Origin of the sequence: Leptospira ainazelensis, assembly GCF_016918785.1 — a bacterium.
In the GTDB taxonomy this organism is placed as follows: domain Bacteria; phylum Spirochaetota; class Leptospiria; order Leptospirales; family Leptospiraceae; genus Leptospira; species Leptospira ainazelensis.
Genome location: NZ_JAFFPT010000079.1, coordinates 37,550 through 61,888, shown reverse-complemented (window position 1 = coordinate 61,888; position 24,339 = coordinate 37,550). Strand labels below are relative to the sequence as shown.

General features: G+C 43.6%; 18 protein-coding genes and 1 tRNA gene. 13 read left to right on the top strand and 6 right to left on the bottom strand.

What is annotated here, in order from left to right:
• Positions 1-308 precede the first annotated feature (308 nt).
• The 7 genes from JWG44_RS19180 (at position 309) to JWG44_RS19150 (ending at position 10,116) form a co-directional block, all read left to right on the top strand.
• Complete coding sequence (locus JWG44_RS19180; RefSeq protein ID WP_408612021.1) at positions 309-2,612, top strand: patatin-like phospholipase family protein; 2,304 nt, start codon at positions 309-311, stop codon at positions 2,610-2,612.
• 65 nt (positions 2,613-2,677) lie between these two features.
• Positions 2,678-5,362 (top strand): PAS domain S-box protein, encoded by a 2,685-nt coding sequence (locus tag JWG44_RS19175; RefSeq protein WP_205276675.1) that lies wholly within the window; start codon positions 2,678-2,680, stop codon positions 5,360-5,362.
• A gap of 5 nt (positions 5,363-5,367) precedes the next feature.
• Positions 5,368-5,829, top strand: coding sequence for a response regulator (locus JWG44_RS19170; protein ID WP_205276674.1), 462 nt, complete (start codon positions 5,368-5,370; stop codon positions 5,827-5,829).
• Entirely contained in the window at positions 5,819-7,363 is a 1,545-nt protein-coding gene (locus tag JWG44_RS19165) for an ATP-binding protein (protein ID WP_205276673.1), read from the top strand. Before JWG44_RS19170 ends, JWG44_RS19165 begins: the two co-directional genes overlap by 11 nt.
• Before the next feature lie 11 nt (positions 7,364-7,374).
• Positions 7,375-8,589, top strand: coding sequence for an EAL domain-containing response regulator (locus JWG44_RS19160; RefSeq protein WP_205276672.1), 1,215 nt, complete (start codon positions 7,375-7,377; stop codon positions 8,587-8,589).
• Between the two features lie 49 nt (positions 8,590-8,638).
• Positions 8,639-9,415, top strand: coding sequence for a hypothetical protein (locus tag JWG44_RS19155; RefSeq protein ID WP_205276671.1), 777 nt, complete (start codon positions 8,639-8,641; stop codon positions 9,413-9,415).
• Between the two features lie 311 nt (positions 9,416-9,726).
• Complete coding sequence (locus JWG44_RS19150) at positions 9,727-10,116, top strand: MauE/DoxX family redox-associated membrane protein (RefSeq protein WP_205276670.1); 390 nt, start codon at positions 9,727-9,729, stop codon at positions 10,114-10,116.
• A gap of 840 nt (positions 10,117-10,956) precedes the next feature.
• Here JWG44_RS19150 and JWG44_RS19145 read toward each other — a convergent pair.
• Together JWG44_RS19145 and JWG44_RS19140 are read right to left on the bottom strand one after the other, a co-directional pair.
• Positions 10,957-11,040 (bottom strand) — tRNA-Leu (locus tag JWG44_RS19145).
• A 21-nt stretch (positions 11,041-11,061) separates the two neighbouring features.
• Positions 11,062-11,466, bottom strand: coding sequence for a PaaI family thioesterase (locus JWG44_RS19140; protein ID WP_000648186.1), 405 nt, complete (start codon positions 11,464-11,466; stop codon positions 11,062-11,064).
• Positions 11,467-11,595: 129 nt separating this feature from the next.
• On the opposite strand from JWG44_RS19140, the gene JWG44_RS19135 reads away from it, so the two are divergent.
• The gene (locus JWG44_RS19135) at positions 11,596-13,764 is read left to right on the top strand and encodes a hypothetical protein (protein ID WP_205277065.1); all 2,169 of its coding nucleotides are present in this window, start codon (positions 11,596-11,598) and stop codon (positions 13,762-13,764) included.
• Positions 13,765-13,776: 12 nt separating this feature from the next.
• Here JWG44_RS19135 and JWG44_RS19130 read toward each other — a convergent pair whose 3' ends face one another.
• The 3 genes from JWG44_RS19130 to JWG44_RS19120 are packed head-to-tail and all read right to left on the bottom strand — an operon-like array spanning position 13,777 to position 15,835.
• Positions 13,777-14,802, bottom strand: coding sequence for a DUF5777 family beta-barrel protein (locus JWG44_RS19130; RefSeq protein ID WP_408612027.1), 1,026 nt, complete (start codon positions 14,800-14,802; stop codon positions 13,777-13,779).
• Positions 14,803-14,843: 41 nt separating this feature from the next.
• Positions 14,844-15,383, bottom strand: coding sequence for a YceI family protein (locus JWG44_RS19125; protein WP_332460814.1), 540 nt, complete (start codon positions 15,381-15,383; stop codon positions 14,844-14,846).
• A gap of 23 nt (positions 15,384-15,406) precedes the next feature.
• Positions 15,407-15,835, bottom strand: a complete 429-nt coding sequence (locus JWG44_RS19120) for an LIC11213 family lipoprotein (protein WP_205276667.1) — start codon at positions 15,833-15,835, stop codon at positions 15,407-15,409.
• A gap of 440 nt (positions 15,836-16,275) precedes the next feature.
• On the opposite strand from JWG44_RS19120, the gene JWG44_RS19115 reads away from it, so the two are divergent.
• The 3 genes from JWG44_RS19115 (at position 16,276) to JWG44_RS19105 (ending at position 20,006) form a co-directional block, all read left to right on the top strand.
• Positions 16,276-16,935: a transglutaminase-like domain-containing protein gene (locus tag JWG44_RS19115; RefSeq protein ID WP_205276666.1), complete on the top strand. Its 660-nt coding sequence runs from the start codon at positions 16,276-16,278 to the stop codon at positions 16,933-16,935.
• Positions 16,936-17,254: 319 nt separating this feature from the next.
• Positions 17,255-18,979, top strand: coding sequence for a methyl-accepting chemotaxis protein (locus JWG44_RS19110; protein ID WP_205276665.1), 1,725 nt, complete (start codon positions 17,255-17,257; stop codon positions 18,977-18,979).
• Between the two features lie 151 nt (positions 18,980-19,130).
• A complete protein-coding gene (locus tag JWG44_RS19105; protein ID WP_205276664.1) occupies positions 19,131-20,006 on the top strand; it encodes a heparin lyase I family protein in 876 nt (291 codons plus the stop codon).
• A 422-nt stretch (positions 20,007-20,428) separates the two neighbouring features.
• On the opposite strand, the gene JWG44_RS19100 is transcribed toward JWG44_RS19105, so the two are convergent.
• On the bottom strand, positions 20,429-20,854 hold the full coding sequence (locus tag JWG44_RS19100) for a DUF1499 domain-containing protein (RefSeq protein WP_205276663.1): 426 nt from the start codon (positions 20,852-20,854) through the stop codon (positions 20,429-20,431).
• Between the two features lie 661 nt (positions 20,855-21,515).
• Here JWG44_RS19100 and JWG44_RS19095 point away from each other — a divergent pair.
• Both JWG44_RS19095 and sufB read left to right on the top strand, forming a co-directional pair.
• Positions 21,516-22,097, top strand: coding sequence for a peroxiredoxin (locus JWG44_RS19095; RefSeq protein ID WP_010574111.1), 582 nt, complete (start codon positions 21,516-21,518; stop codon positions 22,095-22,097).
• 601 nt (positions 22,098-22,698) lie between these two features.
• Positions 22,699-24,114: a Fe-S cluster assembly protein SufB gene (gene sufB / locus JWG44_RS19090; RefSeq protein WP_205276662.1), complete on the top strand. Its 1,416-nt coding sequence runs from the start codon at positions 22,699-22,701 to the stop codon at positions 24,112-24,114.
• Positions 24,115-24,339: the final 225 nt, after the last annotated feature.

The following is a 24,339-nucleotide window of genomic DNA, read 5'->3' as shown; positions in this document are numbered from 1 at the left end:
TCGATAGACTCACGTTAAGGGAATATATACAAAACAAGGGATAGGTTCCTGCGGCTTGATCTTTCCGATAAAGTAAAATTGAGTTTTGGAGCACGCCGTAAGTAACGGTCCTATTTTTGACATCTTTGGAACGAAAGAACCTGCGCTCCGTTTCTATCTGCCATAATACGGTCCTGATTTTTTTAAATCGAAAAAACTCAATCCTCTCTTTCTCTATTGAAAGAAAAACTTTCCCGAGGGATCAACGGATTGATGAGTAGAAAAGGATTACAATCCAGGGAATTAAAATTCTAAAATGAAGGTAGTCGGTGACTCGATCTAATATTAATTTTTCCGAATCCAAAAAACTTCTCAAAGCATTCAAAGGATTTCGCGCTAAAACCTCATCTCATTTTCCAGCGTGGAAAAACTCACAAGAGGAGGAAATTATCGGGAAACGTCTTCGATCGATCCGTTGGACAAACGAGACCGCTTCCCTTGGGATCGTGCCCGAATGTTCGCTTTGCCTGGTTCTTTCGGGAAAACTCGAAGAGACCCTCTTAAATACGGAAGAACACAGTCTGATTCTTCGGGATTTGTTCCCGGGAGACTATTTTCTCTTTCAACCGGATAAGGTAGTCTATTCAGGTATATCAGAAATTCTTTATATAGAACCGGATGATTTGTCGAAAATCGAGTCCAAACTTTCACATTGGAAAAAGTGGATTGCGGATCTCAATCGTGAAAACCATCTCTTTCACGTATCCAAACTCAGGCCGTCCCGAAAGGAACTTTTGGATTTTTTGTCCTCTGTCGAATTATTGTTCCACCTTGATAAAGCGACATTGTCCAATTTAGAATCCCGGATGGAATGGCTCGTGATACCGGGGGGAGAAATTCTGCTTAAACAAGGAGAGACTGGCGACTCCATGTATATCCTGGTTTCGGGTCGGCTTTCGTGGACCGTTCATTCTAAAAATCGTGAAATTCTCGCGGAAGGAGAACTCGGAAAAGGTGACATCATCGGCGAAATGTCTCTTTTGAGCGGAGACAAACGATCCGCGACTGTGATCTCTTCGAGGACGAGTCAGGTTGTAAGAATTTCGAGAGAGGACTTCCGGAAAAGTTTTGCAAATTCCCCGGACGCGCTTTTTCAGATCACCGGAACGATCGCACATCGTCTGGGAGCGGAACGACACAAAGCCTTTCAAAAAGCCAATTCGGTTCGAACCCTTTCGGTTTTCCCGTTGGGAGCCGACAAAGAATCGACCGAGAACTTTTATCGATCTCTTCAAAACGGACTCAAATCATTCGGTAAAACGCTGCTTGTGGATATGCAGACCTTTCATAAATCCGGAAACAAGTCCGCTTCAAAAACCTCGAAGGATTCGAAAACGTATCGGATAGCCGATTTGGTTCATTGGTTTTACGAATTGGAAAAATATTACGAAAAACTAATATTCAAAACGGATCTGTATCATCCGGGCTGGAGGGAAACTTGTTTTCGTCAATCGGACCGGATTCTTATCTTAATCGATCCCGACCGAAGTCCGAGTCTTGATTTTGCGACGACTCAAACTATGTTGCCGGGAGAAATTCAAAAGGAGATAGTTTTTCTAATCGATTCTAAATTCGAAAATTGGAAAAGGATAGAATCGATCTTAAAGGATTTTTCCGGAATTTCACATTCGATTATTCGTCGGGATGTTCCCTCTGACTTTGGAAGGCTTTCGCGAAAACTTACGGGAAACAGCATCGGAGTGGCTCTTGCAGGAGGAGGCGCGAAGGGATTTGCACATCTCGGACTTCTGAAATGTTTTGAGGAGAACGATATTCCCGTGGATATGATATCGGGCACGAGCGCCGGCGCGATTATGGGCGGGCTTTTTGCGATGGGTCTTAGTTCTTCGGACATTCTTCCCCTCATCCGCGATTTTTGGTTGGATAGAAATATCCTCGGAGACTTTACGTTTCCCTTCGTTTCTCTCGTAAGAGGGAAACGTTACTCGAATGCGATCCACGAATTTTTTCAGGATCGAAACATCGAAACTCTTCCGATTCCGTTTTACGCGATCGCTTGTAATCTTACAAAAGCTGAAAGGAAAGTTTTTGACAAAGGCTTGCTCTGGAAGGCGGTTCGATCGAGCACTTCGATCCCCGGAATTTTTCCTCCCTTTTCCGAAAACGGAGAACTGTTCGTGGACGGAGGATTGCTCGATAATCTTCCCGGTTCCATTTTGAAAGAGAAGGGGGCGGGTCTGCTCATCTCGGTGGATCTCGGAGGCGGAGGTCAGATCGACAAGGACTTGGTCTATCAAGATCTTCTGAGTCCTCAGTATTTGGGCGAAGCCCCTTCCTTTTTAAAAATTTTCTTTCACCATCTGACGCGACAGAGTTTGAAAAGCAAATATCCCGGTCTGGGAGAGATCATGATGCGCTCCCTCATGCTTTCGAGTAAGAATACTCTGAATCGGACGAGAGATAAATCGGATCTCTACATCGAACTCCCGGTCGGAGGTTACTCCACTTTTGACTGGGATCAATTTCAGAAGTTATACGATATCGGTTATGAAACCGGAAGAAAGATGGTTCACCACTGGAAAAACGAAATTAAAAAGAAACTAAATTCTTAATTACGATTTTTTAATTGAAATTCCCGTCGGAGAGAAGTTAGAATTGTCCTTCTTTAGAAACGGACATGCAACCCTCCCGTATCAAAACTCTGGAAGAATTTTCCAACGAGATTCCTTCCTTCCAGGAACGAATTTGTATAATCGAGGAACGTCCTAATGGAAAAATCTTATTTTCTAAAGAATCCCTTATTTTTTGGGGGTTTCAGGGATCCGTAACGATTCCGGATACTTTTGTATCCTTTTTGTTTCAGTTACACGGAAAAATCCGCAACTACGCCGAGTTTACCGAAAACATTCTTATAAAAAATATTCAAGAATCGGAATATTTTGAAACTTTAATCTCGGAGAAATGGATTCTCCGTCTTTTTTGGAAGAATCTAATCAAAGACGAATATCGTCATTGTCGACTTTACACGTTCGAAATTTTGGCTCGGGAAGGCGAAATTGAGAAAATAGAAAAAGAGAAGGGTGTGGAAAGTATATTTTATAAACTTCCTCAGCCTGCGTTTTTATTCGATCCATCCACTTTAAAAATTCTCTCGGTCAACGACGCGGCCGTTTTTCTTTACGGTTATTCCAGAAAAGAATTCGAATCCTTGAATCTCCTCGACATCCGTCCCGAAGAGGACCGCGCCGAACTGGACGTTGTCATCAAAAATTTCGCGAAAGAGGACGGAATTCAATCCCGCGGAATCTGGAGACATTGGAGAAAAGATAAAAAAATTCTTTATATGAAAATATCGGCGAATCGAATTTCTTACGGAAATACCGTCGCGGTTTTGGCGATCCTTTCCAACGTATCCGACGTCGTCGAGACTAACTATTCGCTCAAACAAAACAGGGACGAAAAACAATCCGTCATCGAAAGTATGTCCGATCGTTACTTCTCTCTCTCCAGGGATTGGAGATTTATTTCGGCAAATCAACACTCGCTCGTCACGTTAGGAAAAACAAAGGAAGAATTGATCGGTAAATACATCTGGGATATTTATCCGGAAGAATCGGCCCGATTTTTCCGTGAAAAATACGAACTCTCCGTTTTTTCTCGAAAGCCGGTTTCTTTCGAATTCAAAAACGAACTCACGGGGAACGTGATAGAATTTAGGGTTTTTCCTTTCGAGGAAGGTCTTTCTGTTTTTTTTCAGGACATCACCGAAAAACGAAGAAGGGAAACCGAGCAGAATATTCTCAAAGAAATCTCTTTGAGAATTCCGAAAGCTTCCAACGTAAAAGAATCCTTTGAGATTCTTTTCGAAGTCATTTGCAGAGAAACCTCCTGGAAGTTCGCGCAGACTTGGAAATACCAAGGCGGAGAATTGATCTTGGAGGAGAACGCCTCTTGGCATTCCACCGATTCCACTTTTTTGAGATATAGAATTCTTTCCTTCGATATCAAATTTAAACCGGGAGAAGCTCTGATCGGAAAGGTGTTTTCCACGGATCGAATCTTTTTTTCGGAAGACATTCAAAAAGAAGCCGACTTCAAAAGGACTAAACAAGCCGTTCAATCCGGAATTCGGTCCTGGATCGCCGTACCTTTGAAAACAGGACACGAAAGTTACGTTCTTGAATTCTGCACCCATATAGAAATCGATTCAGGAGATTCTTATATTCAAATGTTTGAATTGATTTCCGATCAGATCGAAGTTTTGTTCCGCAACAAGGAAGCGGAGGAGGATAAGGATCAATTTTTCAAACTTTCCGGCGATATGTTTCAGATTTCAACACTCGACGGAAAAGTGATCGAACGGAATCAGGCTTGGACGGATGTCCTCGGTTATACCTCGGAGGAATTGGCGTCCACGGATCTGTCGGAGCTCGTCTATCCCGACGATAGGAAAAGGATGTTTAAGGTCCGGGAAGAGTTTTATAAAAATAAGGAAAATATTTCCGAATCGATTCGATACGTTACAAAAGAAGGCCAGGTTAAAAGTATTCTCTGGCGCGAGACGTTTTCACCGGAACACGGACTGATCTATACAACCGGAAAAGACATTACGGAAATGCAAAAGACTCAGGTTCAACTCGAAGCTCTCACAAAGGAGTTAAAACGTTCGAACGCGGATCTGGAAGACTTCGCGTTTATAGCCTCGCATGATCTTCAAGAGCCGCTTCGTAAGATCATGGCTTTCGGCGATCGTCTGTTAAAGAAGAATACCAATACGAATCTTGACCCCGAGTCCGTGGATTATCTTCAGAGAATGGTTTCTTCCGCGTTTAGGCTTTCCAATCTGATAGAAGGACTTCTTTCGTATTCCAGAATCAAAACAAGAGCGAAGCCGTTTCAATATTGCGATCTGACGGCGATCTTAAAAGAAACGATCGGCGATCTTGAAATTTTTATCAAAGAGAAAAACGCAAAGGTGGTGGATTCCGATATTGGGTTTGCCTGGTGCGATCCGGCGCAGATCGGAACCGTTTTTCAGAACTTAGTCAAAAACGGGCTGAAGTTTAATAAGAGCAAGATTCCCGAAGTGATCATTCAGTGTGTTCCCCATCCTACGGAGCACAATTGGATTCAAATTACTTTTTTCGACAACGGAATCGGCTTTGACAAAAAACACGGAGAGAAGATCTTTACGCTCTTTCAAAGGCTTCATGCACGCGAAGATTTTGAAGGAAACGGGATCGGACTCGCGGTTTGTAAGAAGATCATCGAACTTCACGGGGGAAGAATTTACGCGCAGAGTAGATTGGGAGAGGGGTCCACCTTTTATGTGGATCTTCCCGGCGCTCTGAGTATGGAATAGATCGTATGAAACCGGAAACAAAAAAACATAGTTCCATTCACATTCTTGTCGCGGAAGACGATCCTGACGATCGACTTCTGATGACTGAAGGATTTCGCGAAAACAACCTAGCCAATCCGCTTCACTTCGTAAAGGACGGCGAGGAACTTTTTGATTTTTTAAAGAATCAAGGAGAATATTCTGATATTCGAAAGTATCCTCGTCCAGGATTTATTCTTCTGGATCTCAATATGCCTAAGATGGACGGAAGGGAAGTCTTAAAATCGATAAAATCGATTCCGGAATTTAAAAAAATTCCGGTGATAGTTCTTACCACTTCCAGGGAAGAAGAGGATATGTTGCAGACATACGATCTCGGAGCAAATTCGTTTATACGAAAACCCGTGGACTTCAACGCTTTCATGGAAACGATTCGAACCCTTGGTGAATATTGGTTGGAGATCGTGGAGCTTCCCATTGTCACTTGATCGGATTCCGGACGAGATCCCGATTTTTCTCGTGGACGACGACGAGGAAGACACGATCCTTTTTAAGGAATATCTGAGCGATATTCCATTCCCGAATTACGTATTAAAACGTTATAAAGACGGTCCGAGCGCGCTCGACGCGATTTGTTCCTCCGGCTCCGTAAAAAATCAAATTTTCGTTTTGGATCATTTTTTAGGCTCTCAAAACGGGATCGATTTGTTAAACGACATCCGTTCGGTTTTAGGCGGTCCGGTCTCCGCGATTTTGGTTTCGGGACTTTCCAAAGAGGAGCTCGAAACCCTGGCAAAAGAATCCGGATTTGAAGGTTATCTTGAAAAACGAAACCTTAGCGCCGGCTCTCTTTCCAAAGAATTTTTACGAATTCTACTCCGGAATCAAACAAAGGATTTCTCTCCTTCCAAAAGAATTTTGGAAGAAAACTCTCGTGTCGCAAGAATGGATACGATCGCCGAGTTCGGCGGAGGAATCGCACACGATTTTAATAATATTCTCAACATCATCATCGCCAATTTGGATCTTTTGGAAATGCAGTGTAAGGAACAACCCGAGATTATCAATCGGATTCGATCCGCACAAAACGCGGTGATGAGAGCCGCGGAAGTAAATAAGAAACTTCTAAATTTCTCAAGAAAACAATCCCTTCGTCAGGAACTTACGGATCCTAACGAATTGATCCGTGAGTTTCTAAAAAATTCTCAGGAATTGTTTCCGACTCAAATACGAGTCACGTTCGATCCGGAAGGACTCGGAGATCGTTGTTTGATCGATCATTCCGAATTTTTAAACAGCCTGACTCAACTTTTTCAGAACGCGATCGAAGCAAACGAGGGTAAGGACGGGGAAATTTTGGTGGAAACGATTCGGATCGTTTCCAATTTTCAAAAGGGAATTCCGGGATTGGAAGACGGAAATTATTTTTTGCTGAAGATTACCGATACCGGAAACGGAATCGAAGCCGAAGATTTGGAGAAAGTTTTTGATCCTTTTTATTCTACCAAACCGAAAGGGAAAAGTTCCGGTCTTGGACTTTCTATGGTTTACGGTTTTGTAAAAAGAAGTAGGGGGCGGATTTTTTTCCAATCCAATCCCGGTATCGGAACCGAATTCTATCTCTACTTCCCGGTCGTGGAGTTGAAGTCCGATCCGTTTGTTCCGGAAAATTCCAAAAAACAATCTCCTGAAATATATTATTTCCACACCGAAGGTCCGTTTGCGGATTGGATTTTTTATTTTCTAAGAAGTTTGGGATACGCGGTTCATAAGGTTTCCGATCTCAAGGACTTAGGCTCCGACCCAAACTTTTCTGAAAAAGAGTCGTGTTTGATTTCCGAGATATGGAAGGTTCGTTTTGCGGAATGGAAGGAGTTTGCCATAAAAACGAAGAAAAACAATTCTAAGATAGAAATTTATTATTTTTCAGCGTTTGGAAGTTCGGAAGACTCTGAAAATTCTTTTCCAATCCCCTGGCCGATCGCCAGAAAATCTCTTGAGAATCATTTCGCTAAATTGTAAATTAGGCATTCATGAATCAGCCCGCACAACCCAATCTACTGATTCTCGACGACGAGGAAGAAATCGCAGGGATTCTCGGAGATTTAGCGAAACAATGCGGCTTTGAGGTGACGATCACACACGAGGCCGGTCATTTTTTCGAGAAGTTGAACGATCACACTCAGTATATCATTTTAGATCTGATGATTCCGGGTGTCGACGGGGTCGACGTTTTGCGGATGCTTTCCGGAAAAAAATTATCTGTTTCAGTGATTTTGATCAGCGGCGCGGATAGGCGCGTTTTGCAGAGCGCGGAAGCTCTTGCGATTCAATACGGACTAAAAATTTCGGGCGTTTTAGAAAAGCCGATTCGTATTCAAGAATATCAAAGAGTTCTAACGGGATTGATTTCGGATAAGAAGAATGAAACGTCTCAACTTTCTTTTTCGGGTAAAAGAATCGCGACCGAACCTTCGTCGGCGATTTCCGCGGAAGAGATCGAAGAAGGAATTCGGGAAGAACAGTTTATTCTTTTTTATCAACCTAAGATCAATTTTAAAACCGGAAAGATCGCGGGTTTTGAATCCTTGGTTCGGTGGTATCATCCGGTAAGAGGTCTGATCTTTCCGGATTCTTTCATTCCAACTTTGGAATCCTTTCCAAGTCTGATGGACGCGATGACAGAGAAGTTGATCGTCCAAGCCTTGGGTCAGTGCGCGATTTGGAATCGGGACTTCCCGGGGATCGCGGTGGCCGTGAACATTTCTCCCGTAAGTTTGAACAAGTTGATTTTACCGGAAACGATTTCGAAGATGATCGAGAGTTTCGGATTAAAAAACAACCAGCTCATTGTGGAAGTCACCGAAACTCAACTTTTGGAAAACATAACATCAACGCTCGACATTCTCACGAGAATAAGAATCCGGGGAATCGGTCTTTCGGTCGATGATTTCGGAATCGGTTATTCTTCTTTGAAACAGATTCACCGTTATCCGTTTACGGAGCTGAAGATCGATCGTTCCTTTGTGAGCGTAGCCCCTTATGATAAGGAGGCTCTTTTTATCTGTCAGGCCGCGATCGATCTCGGACACAAACTCGGAATGACCGTGGTCGCGGAAGGAATCGAAACCGCCGAAGTGGGCGAGTTAATGAAGAAGGAAGGATGTGATAAAGGGCAGGGATATTTTTACAGTAAACCTATGCCTCCCGATGCAGCCCTTCAATATCTCGCCGCGTTCAAAGCTTAAAACGTTTTCTAGTTTACCGTAGAAGATAGAATCGGATTCTTCCGAAAATATGAAAAATCTTCTTCAGGATCCGGACTTCCCGATTTTGATCCGCGCGTATCGCGCCTCTCTTGTAAAAAGATATTCTCCGTCCAACCTAGAACGTTATTCCGATCTCGTAAAAATTCCAAGACCGGTCATAGATACTTTACTTCAATACTTTCTGCAATTGCTCTATCCTGAATATGAAGGAAGGGTATTGCTCGACGGAGCGTTTCATTCTCTTTCGGGATTTGTTCACAGTCCTTCGAAGGTTTTCGGTCTGATCGGTTCTTTAGGGGCCGCCGCCTTTCATTTCGGAAGACATCTTGGAGCCGCCTTTAAGACGGGTTTTGCGGCTTTGAATTCTTATCTGACCGCTAGACATTTTGAAGCTCTGATGTTTGAATTCACAAAAGAAGAATTAAAAAAAGGGAACGATCCGGAAGACCCGGCGGTGTTTGATAGGATCATCGCACAGGTTCCCAAAAAAGAAGCCGATCAATTTCGAGACGATATCGTAAGATTGTTTGAGACCCTTTCCAACAGGGAACTGTTGCAAAAAATCGTAACGATGATGAAGGCGATCGTTTCGAAGATGGAACAAAAAACTAAAACCTATACAAAGGAAGAAGTGGAAGGGATTCGTCTCGGTCTTTCGATCCTGGAAAAGGGAGAGGAACTTTTTTTGAGTCTTTCCGACGACGAGATGAAGATGATTCTAAGGGCGATCGAACGAATTGAAACCGATTTTTTTGAAGACGCGCTTCGGAGAAACGGAAAACTAAGCGGAATGGAAAAGTTATAATCTATTTAAAGAAAGAATTATAAAAATTGAATATACTTTCAGTTTTTGGACTGAGGTTTTTTCAGAATTGTTGTAGAGCCCGACTTCCATTTTTACCGATAGAATTTCCGATTCTTCTTATTCTCTTTTTTTTAACTTGCGTTTTGGAGGCTCCGTAATCCGAATTTTTTTTAGAAAAAGCGAAGTCAGGATTCGATTTTTATCGGTTTGGAGGAGCTTTCGCTCTCTTTGCTTTTTCCTTTTACGAAAATGCCTTGCGGGTTGTTTTCAAAACGGTTAGAATAGGGGATTGATAAAGGGAGCGAAGGTCTATGAAAAAGATATTGGATTGGACGGTAAGAATCATCGCCGTTGCGATTTTGATTCCCGCTTTTTATTTTAAACTTTCGGGTGCGGATCGGTCGATTGCGACGTTCTCTGCATTGGACGCCGAACCTTTCGGACGTTATGTGGTAGGTTTTGCGGAATTAGCGGTAGTATTGTTGCTCCTTGTTCCGCAGACGAGTTGGTTGGGAGCCATGATCGGAGCCGTGATTATGATCGGCGCCATAGGTTCTCATATTTCCGTGTTAGGTTTTCAAGACGGCGCGGGAGTTTCCTTTGTTTTGGCTTTGGTCGTTCTTGTCTGTAGTATCGTTGAAATTTACGCGAGCAAGGATCGAAATCCGATCTTTACCAAAATTTTCGCGAATCAAACTTGAAACTTTCGGATTGGATCGGAGCCTTTTTATTCTTTGTCGTTGCAGAGCACGACTGAGTAAAAAGTGTGAGTTCCTACTTTTGGCATTTTTCTGGCGTTCCTTTTTTTAGAATACAAAGGGCCTTTTTGGGGAGTTCCTACGAAACTTTGTAGGTAAAAAATATTTCTTAGCAAGAATTCGGTTTAGATTACTAACTTCTTGAAAATCGAAAAGGGGGAGTTCCTACTTTTCCAATTTAAAGGTGCGGTTTCTCTTTTCGTTTAGAACGCAAAACTTCTTCTGAGATTTTTCGAGGGAGTTCCAACAAAGTTTTGTCGGTGAAAGTAAACGTCTGAAAGAATTTGTTTTAGAACTTCGAGTTTTTCTTCGTTCGAAAAGTGTGAGTTCCTACTTCTTTCCCCACGAAATAGAAACTCACTTTGACTGTGGTAGGGATCGAATCTAGCTCAAGCGCAATCACTCTCCCACTGGATTGATCGTATGCGGGCGTTAAGAAATAGTCCTTATTCTCAAACTTCGATCTTCGATAAAATTCTCAATTTCTAAACGGGAGCTGAGACCCCGTTCCTGCATAGCAGCGAATCTATTTTATAGTGTCTAACTTGAGGAACCGGTCAAAGTTGATTCCGCTTTTTTAAGATAGGAAATGGAAAAGTAAATATCTGAAATTTGCCTGATGGCGCCCGACTGAAAGCGACACAGAGTAGCCCCCGGTGGATTTTGAAAAATCTAATATAAGAGTCGAACTTTTAAATTTGCCTGATGGGGCGACTGGAACCGACACAGAGTTGCCCCCGGTGGATTTTGAAAAATCTAAGATGAGAGTCGAACTTTTAAATATGCCGATGGTCGGACTCGAACCGACACAGAGTTGCCCCCGGTGGATTTTGAATCCACTGCGTCTACCAGTTTCACCACATCGGCGGTTTGATTGCAAAAGAAAGATCAGTCGTCTACTTCGATGTATTTGCCTTTTCCACGAGCTACGATCTTTCCGATTTCGTTTTCGATTTCAGCTCTATTCTCAATCACCTTTTTGTTCTTCTTTACAAACCATCCGCGAAGATGAAGTGGTTGATTGACAAATGCCGGTTGTAGAAAACGAATCGTGAGTTCGCCAGTGGTTGTTTTGAAATTCATGGCTTCGTTAATTTTCACCATGATTTCGTCTAAGATCGTAGATATAATTCCAGGATGGATTACATCAGGCTGACCTTGAAACTTTTCCGGACAAGTGAAGTCACCATAAGCAGACTGTGTATCTTCATCAAAGGTGATTTTCAATTGAAGTCCGTCCGGATTGTCTGGACTGGATCCAAAACTTAAGTTTGCCCGAACCGAAGCTTTCATAAGTCAGAAATATACTATACATCCATGGCGTCAATTACAAAAAGATGGCCGAATGGGTTCAAGATCGGTACCCAGTTTTGTCGATTTTAAGAACAGTAGCTTCTCCCAATGACAACACTCCTCTTATTCATGTTAGGTCTTTTATCCGCGGGGGCAGGCGCATATACTCTCTTTCGAGAAAAACCTCCTTCGAAAGAGGGGGATTCCAGTTCCGGAAAATCTTCTCCCGGCGCTCCTGGGGCAGGCGGTGGGACTAACGTTCGAGGAGATCGAGGAAAAGAAATTCCCGTTTCTCAACCGGGAGTTCCGACTTCTCCCCCTGCTTCTGGGATGTCCCCTGCCAGTTCGGGTGTGGGAGCTCCTTCTTCTACCGGGGGAGGGCTCGGTTCCGAAGAAGCAAAAAAGCACAAAGAGCAGTTCCCCGGTCTCCGCAAAAAACCTAAATTAGACCTAAAGAATAAAGTCGACGATATCATCCGCAATAATTCTAAATTTGCGAATCACCGCCGCCCCCTTATCAATGCGGAAGCCCTCGTTGATAAGGAGAGTTACAATGGTGCATTAGAAATTTATAAAAGAACAAAGGGTCGTGTTCCGGACGAGGCGATTCAAGGAAAGATCCAGGAGAATATCGATCAGATCGAAAATCACCTGGAAAGCGACGAAGAAGAAGTCTACCGTCCGGACGACTACGGCGGTCCTCCAATTCCTCTCGGAGATCTGGTTCGTGCTATCAAGGACATCAGTGAATCCTTAGGCGACACCATCTCTAAGGGTTTTGGAAATCCGATTTCTCTCCCCCTTTCTCCTTTGGATCCGGGCGCCATTCCCGGTCCTCCGACCCTCCCGGGGAATTTGCCACCGGGTCCGGTCTCGTATCATATTTTCAGTCCCGGACCTTCCCTTCCTCCGGGAAGCATTCCTCCTCCGAGTTCGGGCGGTTCTTCAGAATCCGGAGTTCCGACCGGCTTTCTTCCTTCCTTTCCTGGAGGCGGCGGTGGAGGAGGAGCGTCTGGCGGCGGCGGTGGAACAGGCGGTGCGCCAGGAAGTGGTGGTTTCGGAGAAGGGGGGCCCGGTTTTCCAGGTGGGGGAACCGGGGTCGGAAGTCCAAGCGGTGGAGTTCCCTCCGGTTTGGGCTCTCCCGGCGCAGGAGGTGGTCCGGGAGGTTTTCCCGGAAGTGGAGGAGGAGCCTCCCCCGGGGGAAGTGGAAGTCCGGGGCAAGGAGCTCCCGGTTTCGAAGAGCATCTTGACCCAAATGCGATGGATCTTCCCGAAGATACTTTTTTTTCGGAAGAATGGGAGAAGTTCAAAGACCTCCCTCTTGTCGATAGACGAACGGGAGAAAGTCGGAGGTCCGGGGGAGATCGAAGAGGCCAGGATCCGAATCGTAAAGACCGTCGGGACGGAGACGACCGGAGAAAAGAAGACCTCTTCAAACTGAGAGACGAATATCTCAAACAAAAAGAAGAACAGAAAAAAAGAGAAAGAGAAGAAACTCCGTTACCGCCGCAGAGTCAGCCGGAACCGGAGGATTTTGAATGGCCGGACGCTCCTAGTCGAGACGATCTTCCGCCTTTTTTAGCGCCCGTTATTCCAAAGATAGAGCTGGTACCGATCCGACTTCCGGATCCGACCGATAAAACCGTTCGTCCTGAAGAAGAACCTCCAAAAGCGCCGGCGCCTTCCCCGTTGGGAGAACTCAAATTCGATTCTCTTCCCGCACCTTCCGAAACTCCCGAAAAGGAAGTAAAACCATTAGAACTTCCTAAAATAGGTCTTCCCGATCCGGAATATCAAAAGACCGCGGAATCCACTCCTGAAATTCCTCATCTCGCGCCCGCGTCTCATCAAGGAGAAGAAGAACCTCCTGAGATCGAAGTTTTGGAAGGCGGACTCGAACCTTTTGGTGAAGAAGAGGATGAGAACGAAGAAGGCGGAGAAGAATCCGGAGGTTCTAAAGAAGAAGAGCCTCGTATGATCCACGGTATTCTGGAGCTAAAACCTCCGGAGGTGGACGACGCACCATTCTTAACTTTGACTTACGATTTCGGAAAAATCCCTCACGCTTTTAAACTTTCTAAAAATTACAGTATTATGGAATACTCATACTATAAATACAAACCTATGCTCGTCAAAGCTCAGGAATTCGCCAGAAGGAAAATGTTAAAAAACGCGCTCAACTACTATCGAGTCATCAAATCCCAAAACATTCCACCGGAACTCAGAAAGATGATCAATCGAAACATCAAAGACATCACCGAGTTTATGGAAAAATATCTTATGGCGAAGGGCGGTTAAACCCTTCTCGTTTTAATTGGTTTTTTCGGGAGTCGATTTTTCGGAACTTTCCAAAGAAAAATAACGATGGATGTTAAACCCGATCGTCCATTCTTTCTTATCGTAGTTGTAATCCGCGCCTCGAAGCAGTTGTGTGTGAGCGACCGCTCGGCTGTTCGTGACAAAAAATTGAAAGACGTGCCCGCCGGTTTCGAAGTCCACACCGAAACTCAAAGGAACCGTCGAGTATTCCACCGACTTCGATAGAAGAATGTTGTTCACATACGCGTCGATCGACTTTCCTCTCGCGATCAGATCGTTCACTTCCGTAGCCGAATATTCCACGCCGCCGATTTTGGTTTTTCTATCTTCGCTATTGTAAGAATCCCCGACGTAATCCCTTTTCGGAGTGAGAATTGTGGCAAACGTAAAGTCCACTCTTTTGAAAAGATGAAGACGAAACGAAACATCCAAGCCGGTTCGATCGTTGGAAATATGATCTTTGACGTAGTTTCTATGAACAAACATGGGAGAGATCTGAATCGAAAGAACGTCGTTAAATCTTCTCGAAATCAAAAAAGAGGCGAGGGTGCTCTGACGATCCGTATAACTGAGTTCGTAAGTATTTAACTGTTTTTCCAGATTCGAATCCAAGGTCGGAATTCCGGTCGTAGGACGAAGATGAGGGCCGAAGAATTGTTCCTGTTTCGAAGTTTCCTGACCGAAAACTCCGAAAAAACTCACAGTCACGGGAAAGCCCGAATCCTGAGTCAAAAGACGAATTTTAGATCTCGCCTCGTATGTTTTTTGAAACGAAGTCCTTGCGATCCCGACCGTAATTCGATCCGTAATACCGTAATCCAGAGAAAGCTGTGTATTGGCTCCGTTGTCCAAGCCGAAAAAATCATACGAAGTGGATTTTGCGTCTCCAAAACGGTGATTGAATCGGAAGTCCAGGCCGTTTTTCCCCACGTCTTCCGTGCTCGGCATGTGAATCAAACTACTTCCTAAGAATGCGGACTTTCTCTGTTCTTGAGAGAACGCGGGAAAAACAAACATAAGAAAGACAAGCGGGACTATAAAACGAAAAGCGAGATCGTTCATTCTTTATTCTGCCATAAGATATTGGTTTCGATTCGAATTTTCTCATTGAGTTTCAAAACAACTAATTTAGGAATTTCGATTTTAAAATCCGTAAGAAGAATTTCGAAATTCGATCGAATCAAAAAGTCTTTTTCCTTTTCCTCAATGGTTCCTTGGATCTTAACATTCTTCTTGGTGATTCCGTGTAAGCCGATTTCGCCTTCGATTTCCACCGTTTTGGATTTCAGATCCCATTTTGTGATCACTCCCGCAAAGGACGCGATCGGGTGTTGTTCCGTTTCGAGATAATTCTCGTGCATGTGATTGTTCATCATTCGGTTGGGAACTTTTAGAGCGTTGAGGTCGACACGAATGACCACCTTTTTCGTATCCAAGTTCGCCGAACCTTCGACTTTGGAAACCGTTCCTCGGATGGTTTCCTGAGGAGCTTCGCTCAAAAACTGGACGTTCGCTTCTTTGACGACCAGTTCTTTTGTTTTTTTCTCCGAAAGAAGATCGGTCCCGGAGATCGTAAAAACGATCCCGAGAAAAAACACGACCGTCTTCGTTTGGGAAGAAATCAAGGATTTGCTCCTTTGAGAGTCCAGCAATAGATCGCTTTGTTGATCGAATTCGTATTGTAGAGTCTCATCGATCCCGTATTGATCTTAGTAAAAAGCAGACTTCCTTTTGGATTTCCTACGGTGACTCTGTTTCTTACGCTGTTGTAAGAAGTTATGTCAAAACCCGCGTTTGCGTTTGAGGCGCTGTGACAGGTAGCGCACGTTGCCGTAGTTCCCGCTTGGCCGAGTGTGGAGAACGCAGGGGCCGCATCCGTACAGTCCGCGTCCGTAACTTCGGTAAGAGGAGCGCTCGAACCTAAGAGAAGCGCAAGATTTTTTAAAGGGTCTTCTTTGTCCGAACTCTTCTCACTTTCACAGTTTCCAAATATGGAAAAGGCGCAAAGTAAAACGATGCCCATTAGCACGCGATTTTGAATTTGATTCATAAAACTCTCCTTTGTTGTTTTTGCGAAAGGGATCGCAAAAAGTTTTGATTTTCGTTTCCAAACTTGTGTGGAAGGGATTTCACAAAAAATCAAAAATGAAGAAACGGTTTTTATCGGAACCAACTCCCTATAACCCGGAAGGTAGGGCGCTTTCTTTCAAACTATTCTTCATCGTTTTATCGAACTCAATCTAGGATCAGCCGCCGTTTTTTTACAACTCTTTTTATTTGTCTGAGCAAGTAATTTTCTCATTTCACTTTCGGAGAAAACTACTGCGAAACGAATTCTTATCAAACTCAAATTTCCCGGTCTACATAAAAAAAGACATCTGAACGAAAGCTACTTTGGTTTTTTTGCATTCGAATCCCGGTGGACTCAATGTTTTGTATTACAAAACATGGAGGAGAACCTGGATTGATTTAAGGTTCGGGATAAAAACTATGAAAGCTTCGAATTCTCATTTACTATCCACGTATTATTTCGATCACGATTCTCCTTCCGTTCTCAAGTTTATAGAAGAATCTACAAGTTCGGAGAATTCTCCGCTTGAAAAACTGAAAGAATTTTATTTGGGAGTGAGGGATAAGATTCGATACAATCCCTACGTGGTCACCGATACAAAAGAATCGTATCGTGCGAGTAAGATTGCAGAGAGCAAACAAAACTATTGCATTCCAAAATCTCTTCTTTTTGCCGCGGGTGCGAGGGCGTTAGGTTTTCCTTCCAAGATCGGATTTGCTGACGTCGTCAATCATCTTGCGAGTGAACGTCTGATCCAGGTTTTGGGAACCACAACTTTTGCCTATCATGGATATGCAGAAATTCTAATAGATGGAAATTGGATCAAGGCTACTCCCGTTTTTGATCGGGATCTTTGCAGAAAATTCGGCGTGGAACCGCTCGATTTTGACGAAACCAAGGACAATGTCTTTCATTCCTTTGACGGGAAAGGAAAAAAATTTATGGAATATGTAAGGCAAAGAGGAGTCTTCGAAGACTTTCCCTTTGAATTTGTGATCCAAGGTCTGAAAGATTTTTATCCGGACGTTTTTGGTAAACGTCTGCAAGGAGATCTTAGAAACGAAAAACCCGCCTCTTGATTCGATTCGATTTCAAAATTGTTTAAAATCTCCGATCGTTTGTAAGGGATTGTTTAGTTGTTTTTTCAAAATATGAGTATTCGATCGCCTTTGTCTTGCATCGATTTAGTGATCCTCACATCCTTCTCCGCCTCCGGAGAATTCGATTCTTTCTCGTTTCCGCGCATTTCGGATTAATATTATTACTCTCAATTCGAGTTTATCATCCTATGATAAGCTTTTGCATCACTTTATAATCTCGAACGGCGCAAGCTCGAAGACAAAGTGAAAACACTTGACTCGTCTCTTAAGTTATATTAGTATTATCCCCCTTAAACGTATGAAAACAATTTATGTCCTCATTCAAAGGTTTGGAATTCGAAAAAAATTGATTCTTCTTTTCGGGTCGGTTCTGATTCCGATCGCGGTTTTAGTGGCTCTTGCGTTGATCAACACAAAAGATAGGATCGAAGACATAGAAACGATCTATGAAGATCGTGTCATTCCTCTCAAACAACTCAAAAAAATCTCGGATCTGTATGCGATCTTTATCGTCGACTGTGTTCACAAAGTGAGAAGCGGAGCTTTTACTCCGGAAGAAGGAGTTGCCAACTTGGATAAGGCGAGTTCCGGAATTCAGAAAGAATGGAACTCATACAACGCGACACGTCTTGTCTCGGAAGAACGGGCGATCATCCAAGAATTGAATCCGCTTTTTGAAGCTTCCGATTCCGCAGTTGCGGAAGCCCGTGCCTTGATGCTTGCAAAAGATTTCGCAGGCCTCGGCGCTTTTGCGGATCACCGTTTGTATTCGAAGATCGATCCCGTGACCGAAAAGATCGAGGAGCTGATCCAGGTTCAGTTGAGAATCACCGATAAAATTTATATCAAAGCCGAAAAGGAATTCTCTTTTAGTTGGATCGTCTTTATTTTTCTTTCGGGTTTGACTTTGAGTTATATTCTTCTGATCGCGATCGTGTATTCGATTCGCCTCGTCAAAGGATTGAACTCGGTGAGTCGCGCGATCAACAACGCGGACTTTTCACACCCGGTCGATGTGGTCGAAGATTCCCAAAAAAAGGACGAGCTCTATCTTTTGCTCATCGCTTTTCGTCTTTTTCAGATCAAGGTAAAGGAGATGTTGGATACGATTCTTAACTTTTCGGAAACTATCGTCGCCTCTTCCGAACAACTTTCTCAAGCCGCAGATCATCTTTCTTCAAACGCCCAATCCGAATCCGCTTCCGTGGAGGAAATCTCCGCCTCCGTGGAAGAGATATCCTCCGGAATGGAATACGTAAACGGAAACGCCGAATCCCAGTATGCTTTGATTTCTTCGTTTAATGGAGAAATGCGGGAACTCGAGGGAATGATCAACAAGGTCGGGGAAGCCGTGAAAAATTCTTTGAACAGAATTTCCGAAATGTATCTCAAGACGGATTCCGGTAAAAAAACGATGGGTGATCTTACGGATACCATGGAAAAGATCGAGAGTAGTTCCGTGGAAATGCAGTCCATTACCGCTATCATCAAAGAGATTTCGGAAAAGGTGAATTTACTCGCTTTGAACGCAGCGATCGAAGCGGCAAGGGCGGGTGAACACGGAAGAGGTTTTGCGGTTGTGGCGAGCGAGATTACAAGACTCGCAGAACAGACCGATTCGAGCGCGATGACGATCGAAGAACTCATCAAGACGAGTAACGCGGAAATCGAGACCGGAAGAAGGATCGTGGAAAATTCGGTTACGGTTTACGCCGAAATTTTGAGCGGCCTCGAACACTTAAAGGAATCGTCCAATCAGATCGTGGCGACGATGGAGCTCCAACAGGAGAAAAAGGAAAAGATCCGTTTTGGTGTGGATCAAGTAGACGCGAAGTCCGAAGAAATTCGAATCTCCGTAAAAGAACAAAAGGTGGCGATCGCGGAAACGGCAAACGCGGTTTCCAATATTTCGATCACGGTTCAGAACAGCGCGGCCAATTCGGAGGAGATCGCCGGAAGCGCCGTGAGTCTTTTACAGATCGCAAAAAATTTACAAGAAACTATGAGCTTTTTGAAAGGTTGAGTTTGTTTTTTGAGTCTCTCTTTTCCGGAAAGAATTTTCCAAAAAGTGAAAATCTTAAACAGGCACGATGTTTTTTAAGTCGGACATCCCTTAGGGGATCGGTTTGTTTTTTTGATTTTTCTTTTGGACGTCTTCTTAAAAAAGAAACCCTATGCAAACTTTTTCCTCAACGTTTTTGAATTCAAAAAGTAGAATCCGAATCTTTCTTTTTGTCTGTATCTGCCTTTTGAATTTCTGCGATCAAAACAAAGAAGATACTTCTTTGCAGAATTTACTTCTTTTAGGGGCGGTCAACCAAGCTCAGTGTTCTCCGGAAGCCAATCTTTCGAGAACTCAGGCCAACCGAACTTTTTTTACTTCCTTTGAATCGGTGAATGATTTTTCGAACTTTTATATCGTTCCTCAAAACTATCAGGGAAGCGCTTCTCACGATCTTTCGGCGGAACAGGTTTTGAGCGGGACAAAATCCCATAAAGGTTGGATTCAATCGGCTTACATTCCGACCAATCCTTGGATCAACAACAATCATCGAGGATATCCTACGATTCAACTTCAGAAGACTTCGGGCGGTAGTTTTGTCACTCCGGTTTTGATCACGTTCAACGTTTGGTTGGATATGAATCTTCGTCAGATGTCTCCCGAAAACGAATGGTTTAGTTTTGCGACGATCGCCGACGATGTTTCGGATTCCTGGAACAGTCCCGTTCTTGTAAATTTGAGTTATGACGGTTTTGTTCATCTTATGCACGTTCCTTCCAGCGGTCAAAAGATCACTTCTTTTCAGAATACGTCTCTACAGTTTCCTAAGTCTCAATGGGTCCAGATCAAAGTTTTTTTGGATTTTCAAAATCCGGAAGGTGTGGTTAAGGTCTGGCAGAATGGAACCCTCGTTTCTCAGGCGAAAGTGTTTTGTAGAAAAAAAACGATCGCACAACTTCATTTTGGTCTCTACGCACCTCCGACCGTCCCTTCCGGTTCCGTTTTTAACGATGATCTGAGGATCGAAGAGATCGACGGAAGTCTTTGAACGTTTTGCGCTTGTCTTAACATCTGAAAATGTGGGAACTCCCATTGCAAAGAATTTTGGATCTGTTATAAACTTTAGACTGTTGGAACTCATACTTTTTTGGATGATAAAAGCCCGATTGGGATCCTCACAAAAAGTCGAAGAGACGTAATCTGTGGGAACTCCATCGTTTTTATTACGGATCCATCCAGTTTTGTAGGAGGTTTCTTTTTACGACGGATCTTTCTTGATAGAAAAATTCAACGCGAGAGGGATCGAAGCGGAAATCCTGCGATGCGCTTTTTTTTTTGAGAATCCGAAACGCGCTTCGCAGATTGGAGCGGAGAGCCCGGTCCTGCTCCGATGTCGATTCGTTTTCCTTTTAGAAGAATTGCGAGCAGGACTCGCCCAGAATATTCCTAAAATAGAATATTCTAAAAATTTTATTCCCAGCCGAGTTCTTCTCTGAGATTGTTGAGTCTTCTTCTGTTTGCGAGAAAATCAAAGAGCCCGAGGATGGATTCGGATCGGATCTGCACCGTTTTTGTATTTTCTTCGAAGAGGAATTCCACCGTATCGGGAAAGTGAAAGACCCGCGTATAAAATCGGGTTTTGATATAATTTCCGTTCACTTCCAAGACGCTCACTCGATCCGCCTCTTCCAATTTTTCTTTGAGTTTTTGAAAGGCAGCTTCTTTCTCTTCGGTATAATGAAAAGGGTCGATATGATGGATCGGGTTGTAGGTGGAACTCTGGCTTGAGACGCAGTTCGGACGCGGGGAGCAATAGTTAAGTTCGTCTTCATGAACTCCCGTTCGGGGTCCGACGAGCGATGTACAACAAAGGAGAATCAAGAGCGCTGTTTCCATATATCAATTGGACTCAGATTGGATTCTTCTTTGCGAGGTATTTTTGGTTTAGAGTTTCTTTCCGTGTGAGTTCCTACTTTTTTTAGTTCCTTGAGTAAGGAGTTTCCCTTTTTTTTGTGAGAGTTCCCACAGAACCTTTTTTGCGGACCGTTTCAGGTGTGGATTTGAAGAGGAGTTCCCACGCGAGGCCGCGTTCCCGTTTTGTGTTCTTGCGGATTGAGAATGGGTTTTTTCTTTGGAAGGATTGAGGCGGCTTTTTTTAGAGTTTTTAAAAGTAGGAACTCTCACACTGGAAGTGATTTTTCGAGAAAGGGGAGGTCGTAAGTTCCGACCTTTTCCCCTCTACAAGAAGCAGCCTCACTTGGAAGGTGCGAAAATCCGGGGAGTTCCCGCAATTTTTATGAAAAAGTCGGAACATCTCCTTTTTTCCGGGATTTCTGCCTCGATCTAAGGGATTCTTTCTTGGTCCTTTTCCCTCTTTTCAAAAAGTAGGAACTCTCACATTTCGCCTCTCAGAGGATTCTTTGTCCGGAGTTCCGTCCAAATTTTTTAGAATTAAAAAAAAATTAGAATCATTCTAAAAAATATTTGCTTCGGAGGACTGGAAGGATAGAATGGAAGGGTCTAAAGTTTCAAAACAAATTCACAAAGGAGAAACAAAATGCCTCAGGTTACATCCCTAGCGCCGGATTTTAAAGCAGAAGCTGTTCTTGGAAAAGAAATCAAGGAAATCAAACTTTCCGATTACAAAGGAAAATGGGTAGTTCTATTCTTTTACCCTCTCGACTTCACTTTTGTCTGCCCGACTGAGATCATCGAATACGATAATCAGCTCGCAGAATTCAAAAAACTCGGAGCTGAAGTTCTCGGTGTTTCCGTGGATTCCGCGTTTACTCACCTAGCTTGGAAAAACACGCCGAAAAAAGAAGGTGGGATCGGAGATATCAAATATCCGCTGATCGCCGACCTCACAAAGTCCATCTCCAGAGACTACAATGTTCTTACCGACGGAGGAGTGGCTCTCAGAGGAACCTTTATCATCGATCCAGCCGGGGTGATTCGTCAAGCTACGATCAACGACCTTCCGGTGGGACGGAATATCGACGAGGCGATTCGTCTGATCAAGGCATTCCAATTTGTCGAAAAACACGGCGAAGTTTGTCCGGCGAATTGGGATGAAGGCAAAAAGACAATGGTTGCGGATCCTCAAAAATCCAAAGACTATTTCTCAGCCGTGAACTGATTTTTTCCTGTCCGCAGGCGTTTGCCTGCGGATGATGGTTCTTAAGTGATTGAAAAACGGAATCGCTTAAAGAATATAAAACTGAATTCTTTTATTTCCATTTTGGAAGAATGTTCCGAGAGTTTCGAATCCCGTTTTGAAAGATCGACTTGAAGTAAGAATTCTTTTTTCGAACGTAAGAAGAATCACTCTGAATCCGTTAAAATTTTCGAGTTTCCGATCCGACTTCTTAATAAGTCGGGGTTCTTTTATGGATCGTAATTTTGATCCAGAAAGAAACTCGAAAATCGCTCTTGGGGATAGCCGTTCCAAAAGCTGAGTGGGAACGACAATTGTCCAAAAGCGGAATTTTGTAGGAGTTCCTACGGAAACGAGGGAAACTTTTTCATTGCGAAAATTATGATTTTGTGATAGAGAAAGGTCTCCGGAAACTTCCACCACCCACCCCGCCACCCAAAATCAGGGTGGGGCCTGCGAAGTTTCACGAGTGATCGTCGTAGTTCCGACTGATTCTTGTGGAGACTTCAGTAATTTGTTTAATTTGCTCTCTACGGATCGCAAATTAGGTCGCAATCAAGTCTAACTTTCGGAGGCAATAAAGATGGAACAGGTCTTGGAAAAAGAAAACAATCCGGCGGATCGGTTTTACCGCGCCGATAACTTCCCGAAAGGTTTGACCCGAAAGGTTGTAGAATCCATTTCTCATATTAAGAATGAGCCTTCCTGGCTTACGGAATTTCGCCTCAAAGCATTCGAAATCTACGAACAAAAACCGATGCCGACCTGGGGATTTTTTCCCAACTTCAACGTAGACATCGATTCTTATACTCATTATATCGGATCCAATCAAAAGAAGAAAAAATCCTGGGACGAAGTCGATCCCGAAGTCTTAAAATCTTTCGAACGTCTGGGAATTCCCGAACACGAAAGAAAGTATTTAGCGGGAATCGAAGCGATGAACGATTCCGAAACCGTCTACGCAAACGTGAAGAAAGAATTGACCGAACTCGGAATTCTTTTCTGCGATATCGATACCGCCATCCGTGAATATCCGGATATCGTAAGAAAATATCTCGGAACCGTCGTTAGCGTCGGCGACAATAAATTCTCAGCTCTCAATAGTTGTGTTTTTTCCGGAGGATCCTTTGCCTTCGTTCCTAAGGGCGTAAAAACTCCGATGCCTCTTCAGGCCTACTTCAAAGTCACCGCAGCCTCTTCCGGACAATACGAAAGAACATTACTGATCGCAGATGAAGGCGCCGAGATAGAATATTCGGAAGGATGTTCTTCGGTACAAGATAAGGGAACCAACTTTCATACCGCCGTCGTGGAACTTGTCGCTCACAAAAATTCAAAAATCTTTTATACCACGATCCAGAATTGGAAGAAGAATATGTATAACTGGACCGTCAAACGCGGGTTATGCCATGAAAGAGGGCATATCACCTGGACCGACGTGAACATCGGCGCGAACACCGTAAAATATCCGGGAATCGTTCTTCAAGGAGATCATTCTACAGGTGATATCCTGTCGCTCGCGTTTGCGGGCGGAGGACAGATCCAAGATACGGGCGCGAGAATCATTCACGTCGGCAAAAATACAAGAAGCAATATATTAGCAAAAGGTGTTTCTCTGGACGGAGGAATCAATTCTTACAGAGGACTTGTGAAGTTTACCACGGGTTCGGAGAATTCTTATTCTCACGTAAAATGCGACGGTCTTATGATGGACAATCGTTCTCAGTCTCACGCGTATCCTTACAACGACGTTTCGGGTCAGAATGGAACTCTAAACTATGAGGCGACCGTTTCTAGAATCGACGAAGACCAGCTTTTTTATCTTCAGTCCCGCGGTTTATCCGAAGACGACGCAAAACTTCTCATCATCAACGGATTTTGCGAAGGTGTGACCAAACATCTCAACGTGGAATATTCAGTGGAGATGACAAGACTCATTCGTATGATTCTCGAAGACGGACATGTCATCCAGGAAAACAGCGAATCCGTCGTGACCTAATTCTTTCTTTTTTTTGCGCTTAAGAATATTACAATAAACTAATTTATTGGGCGAGTTTGGGTGTTTTTTTCCACTCCGCCGAATCATAAATGCAAGTCCCCTGACGGAATCTTCTTTTTTAGGCCATCCTTGTTTATCGAAGTTTGATTTCATGTTTCGAGGCTATTTTGCCGAGGAATTTCAAATCTCGATTTTAGCTTATATCCAACGGGTCGTAAAAGACGG

Bases quoted from the DNA above. Each gene is read 5' to 3' on its own strand.
- sufB (WP_205276662.1), top strand. From the start codon at position 22,699: ATGGAACAGGTCTTGGAAAAAGAAAACAATCCGGCGGATCGGTTTTAC.
- JWG44_RS19105 (WP_205276664.1), top strand. From the start codon at position 19,131: ATGCAAACTTTTTCCTCAACGTTTTTGAATTCAAAAAGTAGAATCCGA.
- JWG44_RS19140 (WP_000648186.1), bottom strand. From the start codon at position 11,466: ATGAAAGCTTCGGTTCGGGCAAACTTAAGTTTTGGATCCAGTCCAGAC.
- JWG44_RS19110 (WP_205276665.1), top strand. From the start codon at position 17,255: ATGAAAACAATTTATGTCCTCATTCAAAGGTTTGGAATTCGAAAAAAA.
- JWG44_RS19160 (WP_205276672.1), top strand. From the start codon at position 7,375: ATGAATCAGCCCGCACAACCCAATCTACTGATTCTCGACGACGAGGAA.
- JWG44_RS19150 (WP_205276670.1), top strand. From the start codon at position 9,727: ATGAAAAAGATATTGGATTGGACGGTAAGAATCATCGCCGTTGCGATT.
- JWG44_RS19155 (WP_205276671.1), top strand. From the start codon at position 8,639: ATGAAAAATCTTCTTCAGGATCCGGACTTCCCGATTTTGATCCGCGCG.
- JWG44_RS19170 (WP_205276674.1), top strand. From the start codon at position 5,368: ATGAAACCGGAAACAAAAAAACATAGTTCCATTCACATTCTTGTCGCG.
- JWG44_RS19120 (WP_205276667.1), bottom strand. From the start codon at position 15,835: ATGAATCAAATTCAAAATCGCGTGCTAATGGGCATCGTTTTACTTTGC.
- JWG44_RS19135 (WP_205277065.1), top strand. From the start codon at position 11,596: ATGTTAGGTCTTTTATCCGCGGGGGCAGGCGCATATACTCTCTTTCGA.
- JWG44_RS19100 (WP_205276663.1), bottom strand. From the start codon at position 20,854: ATGGAAACAGCGCTCTTGATTCTCCTTTGTTGTACATCGCTCGTCGGA.
- JWG44_RS19095 (WP_010574111.1), top strand. From the start codon at position 21,516: ATGCCTCAGGTTACATCCCTAGCGCCGGATTTTAAAGCAGAAGCTGTT.
- JWG44_RS19115 (WP_205276666.1), top strand. From the start codon at position 16,276: ATGAAAGCTTCGAATTCTCATTTACTATCCACGTATTATTTCGATCAC.
- JWG44_RS19175 (WP_205276675.1), top strand. From the start codon at position 2,678: ATGCAACCCTCCCGTATCAAAACTCTGGAAGAATTTTCCAACGAGATT.
- JWG44_RS19130 (WP_408612027.1), bottom strand. From the start codon at position 14,802: ATGTTTGTTTTTCCCGCGTTCTCTCAAGAACAGAGAAAGTCCGCATTC.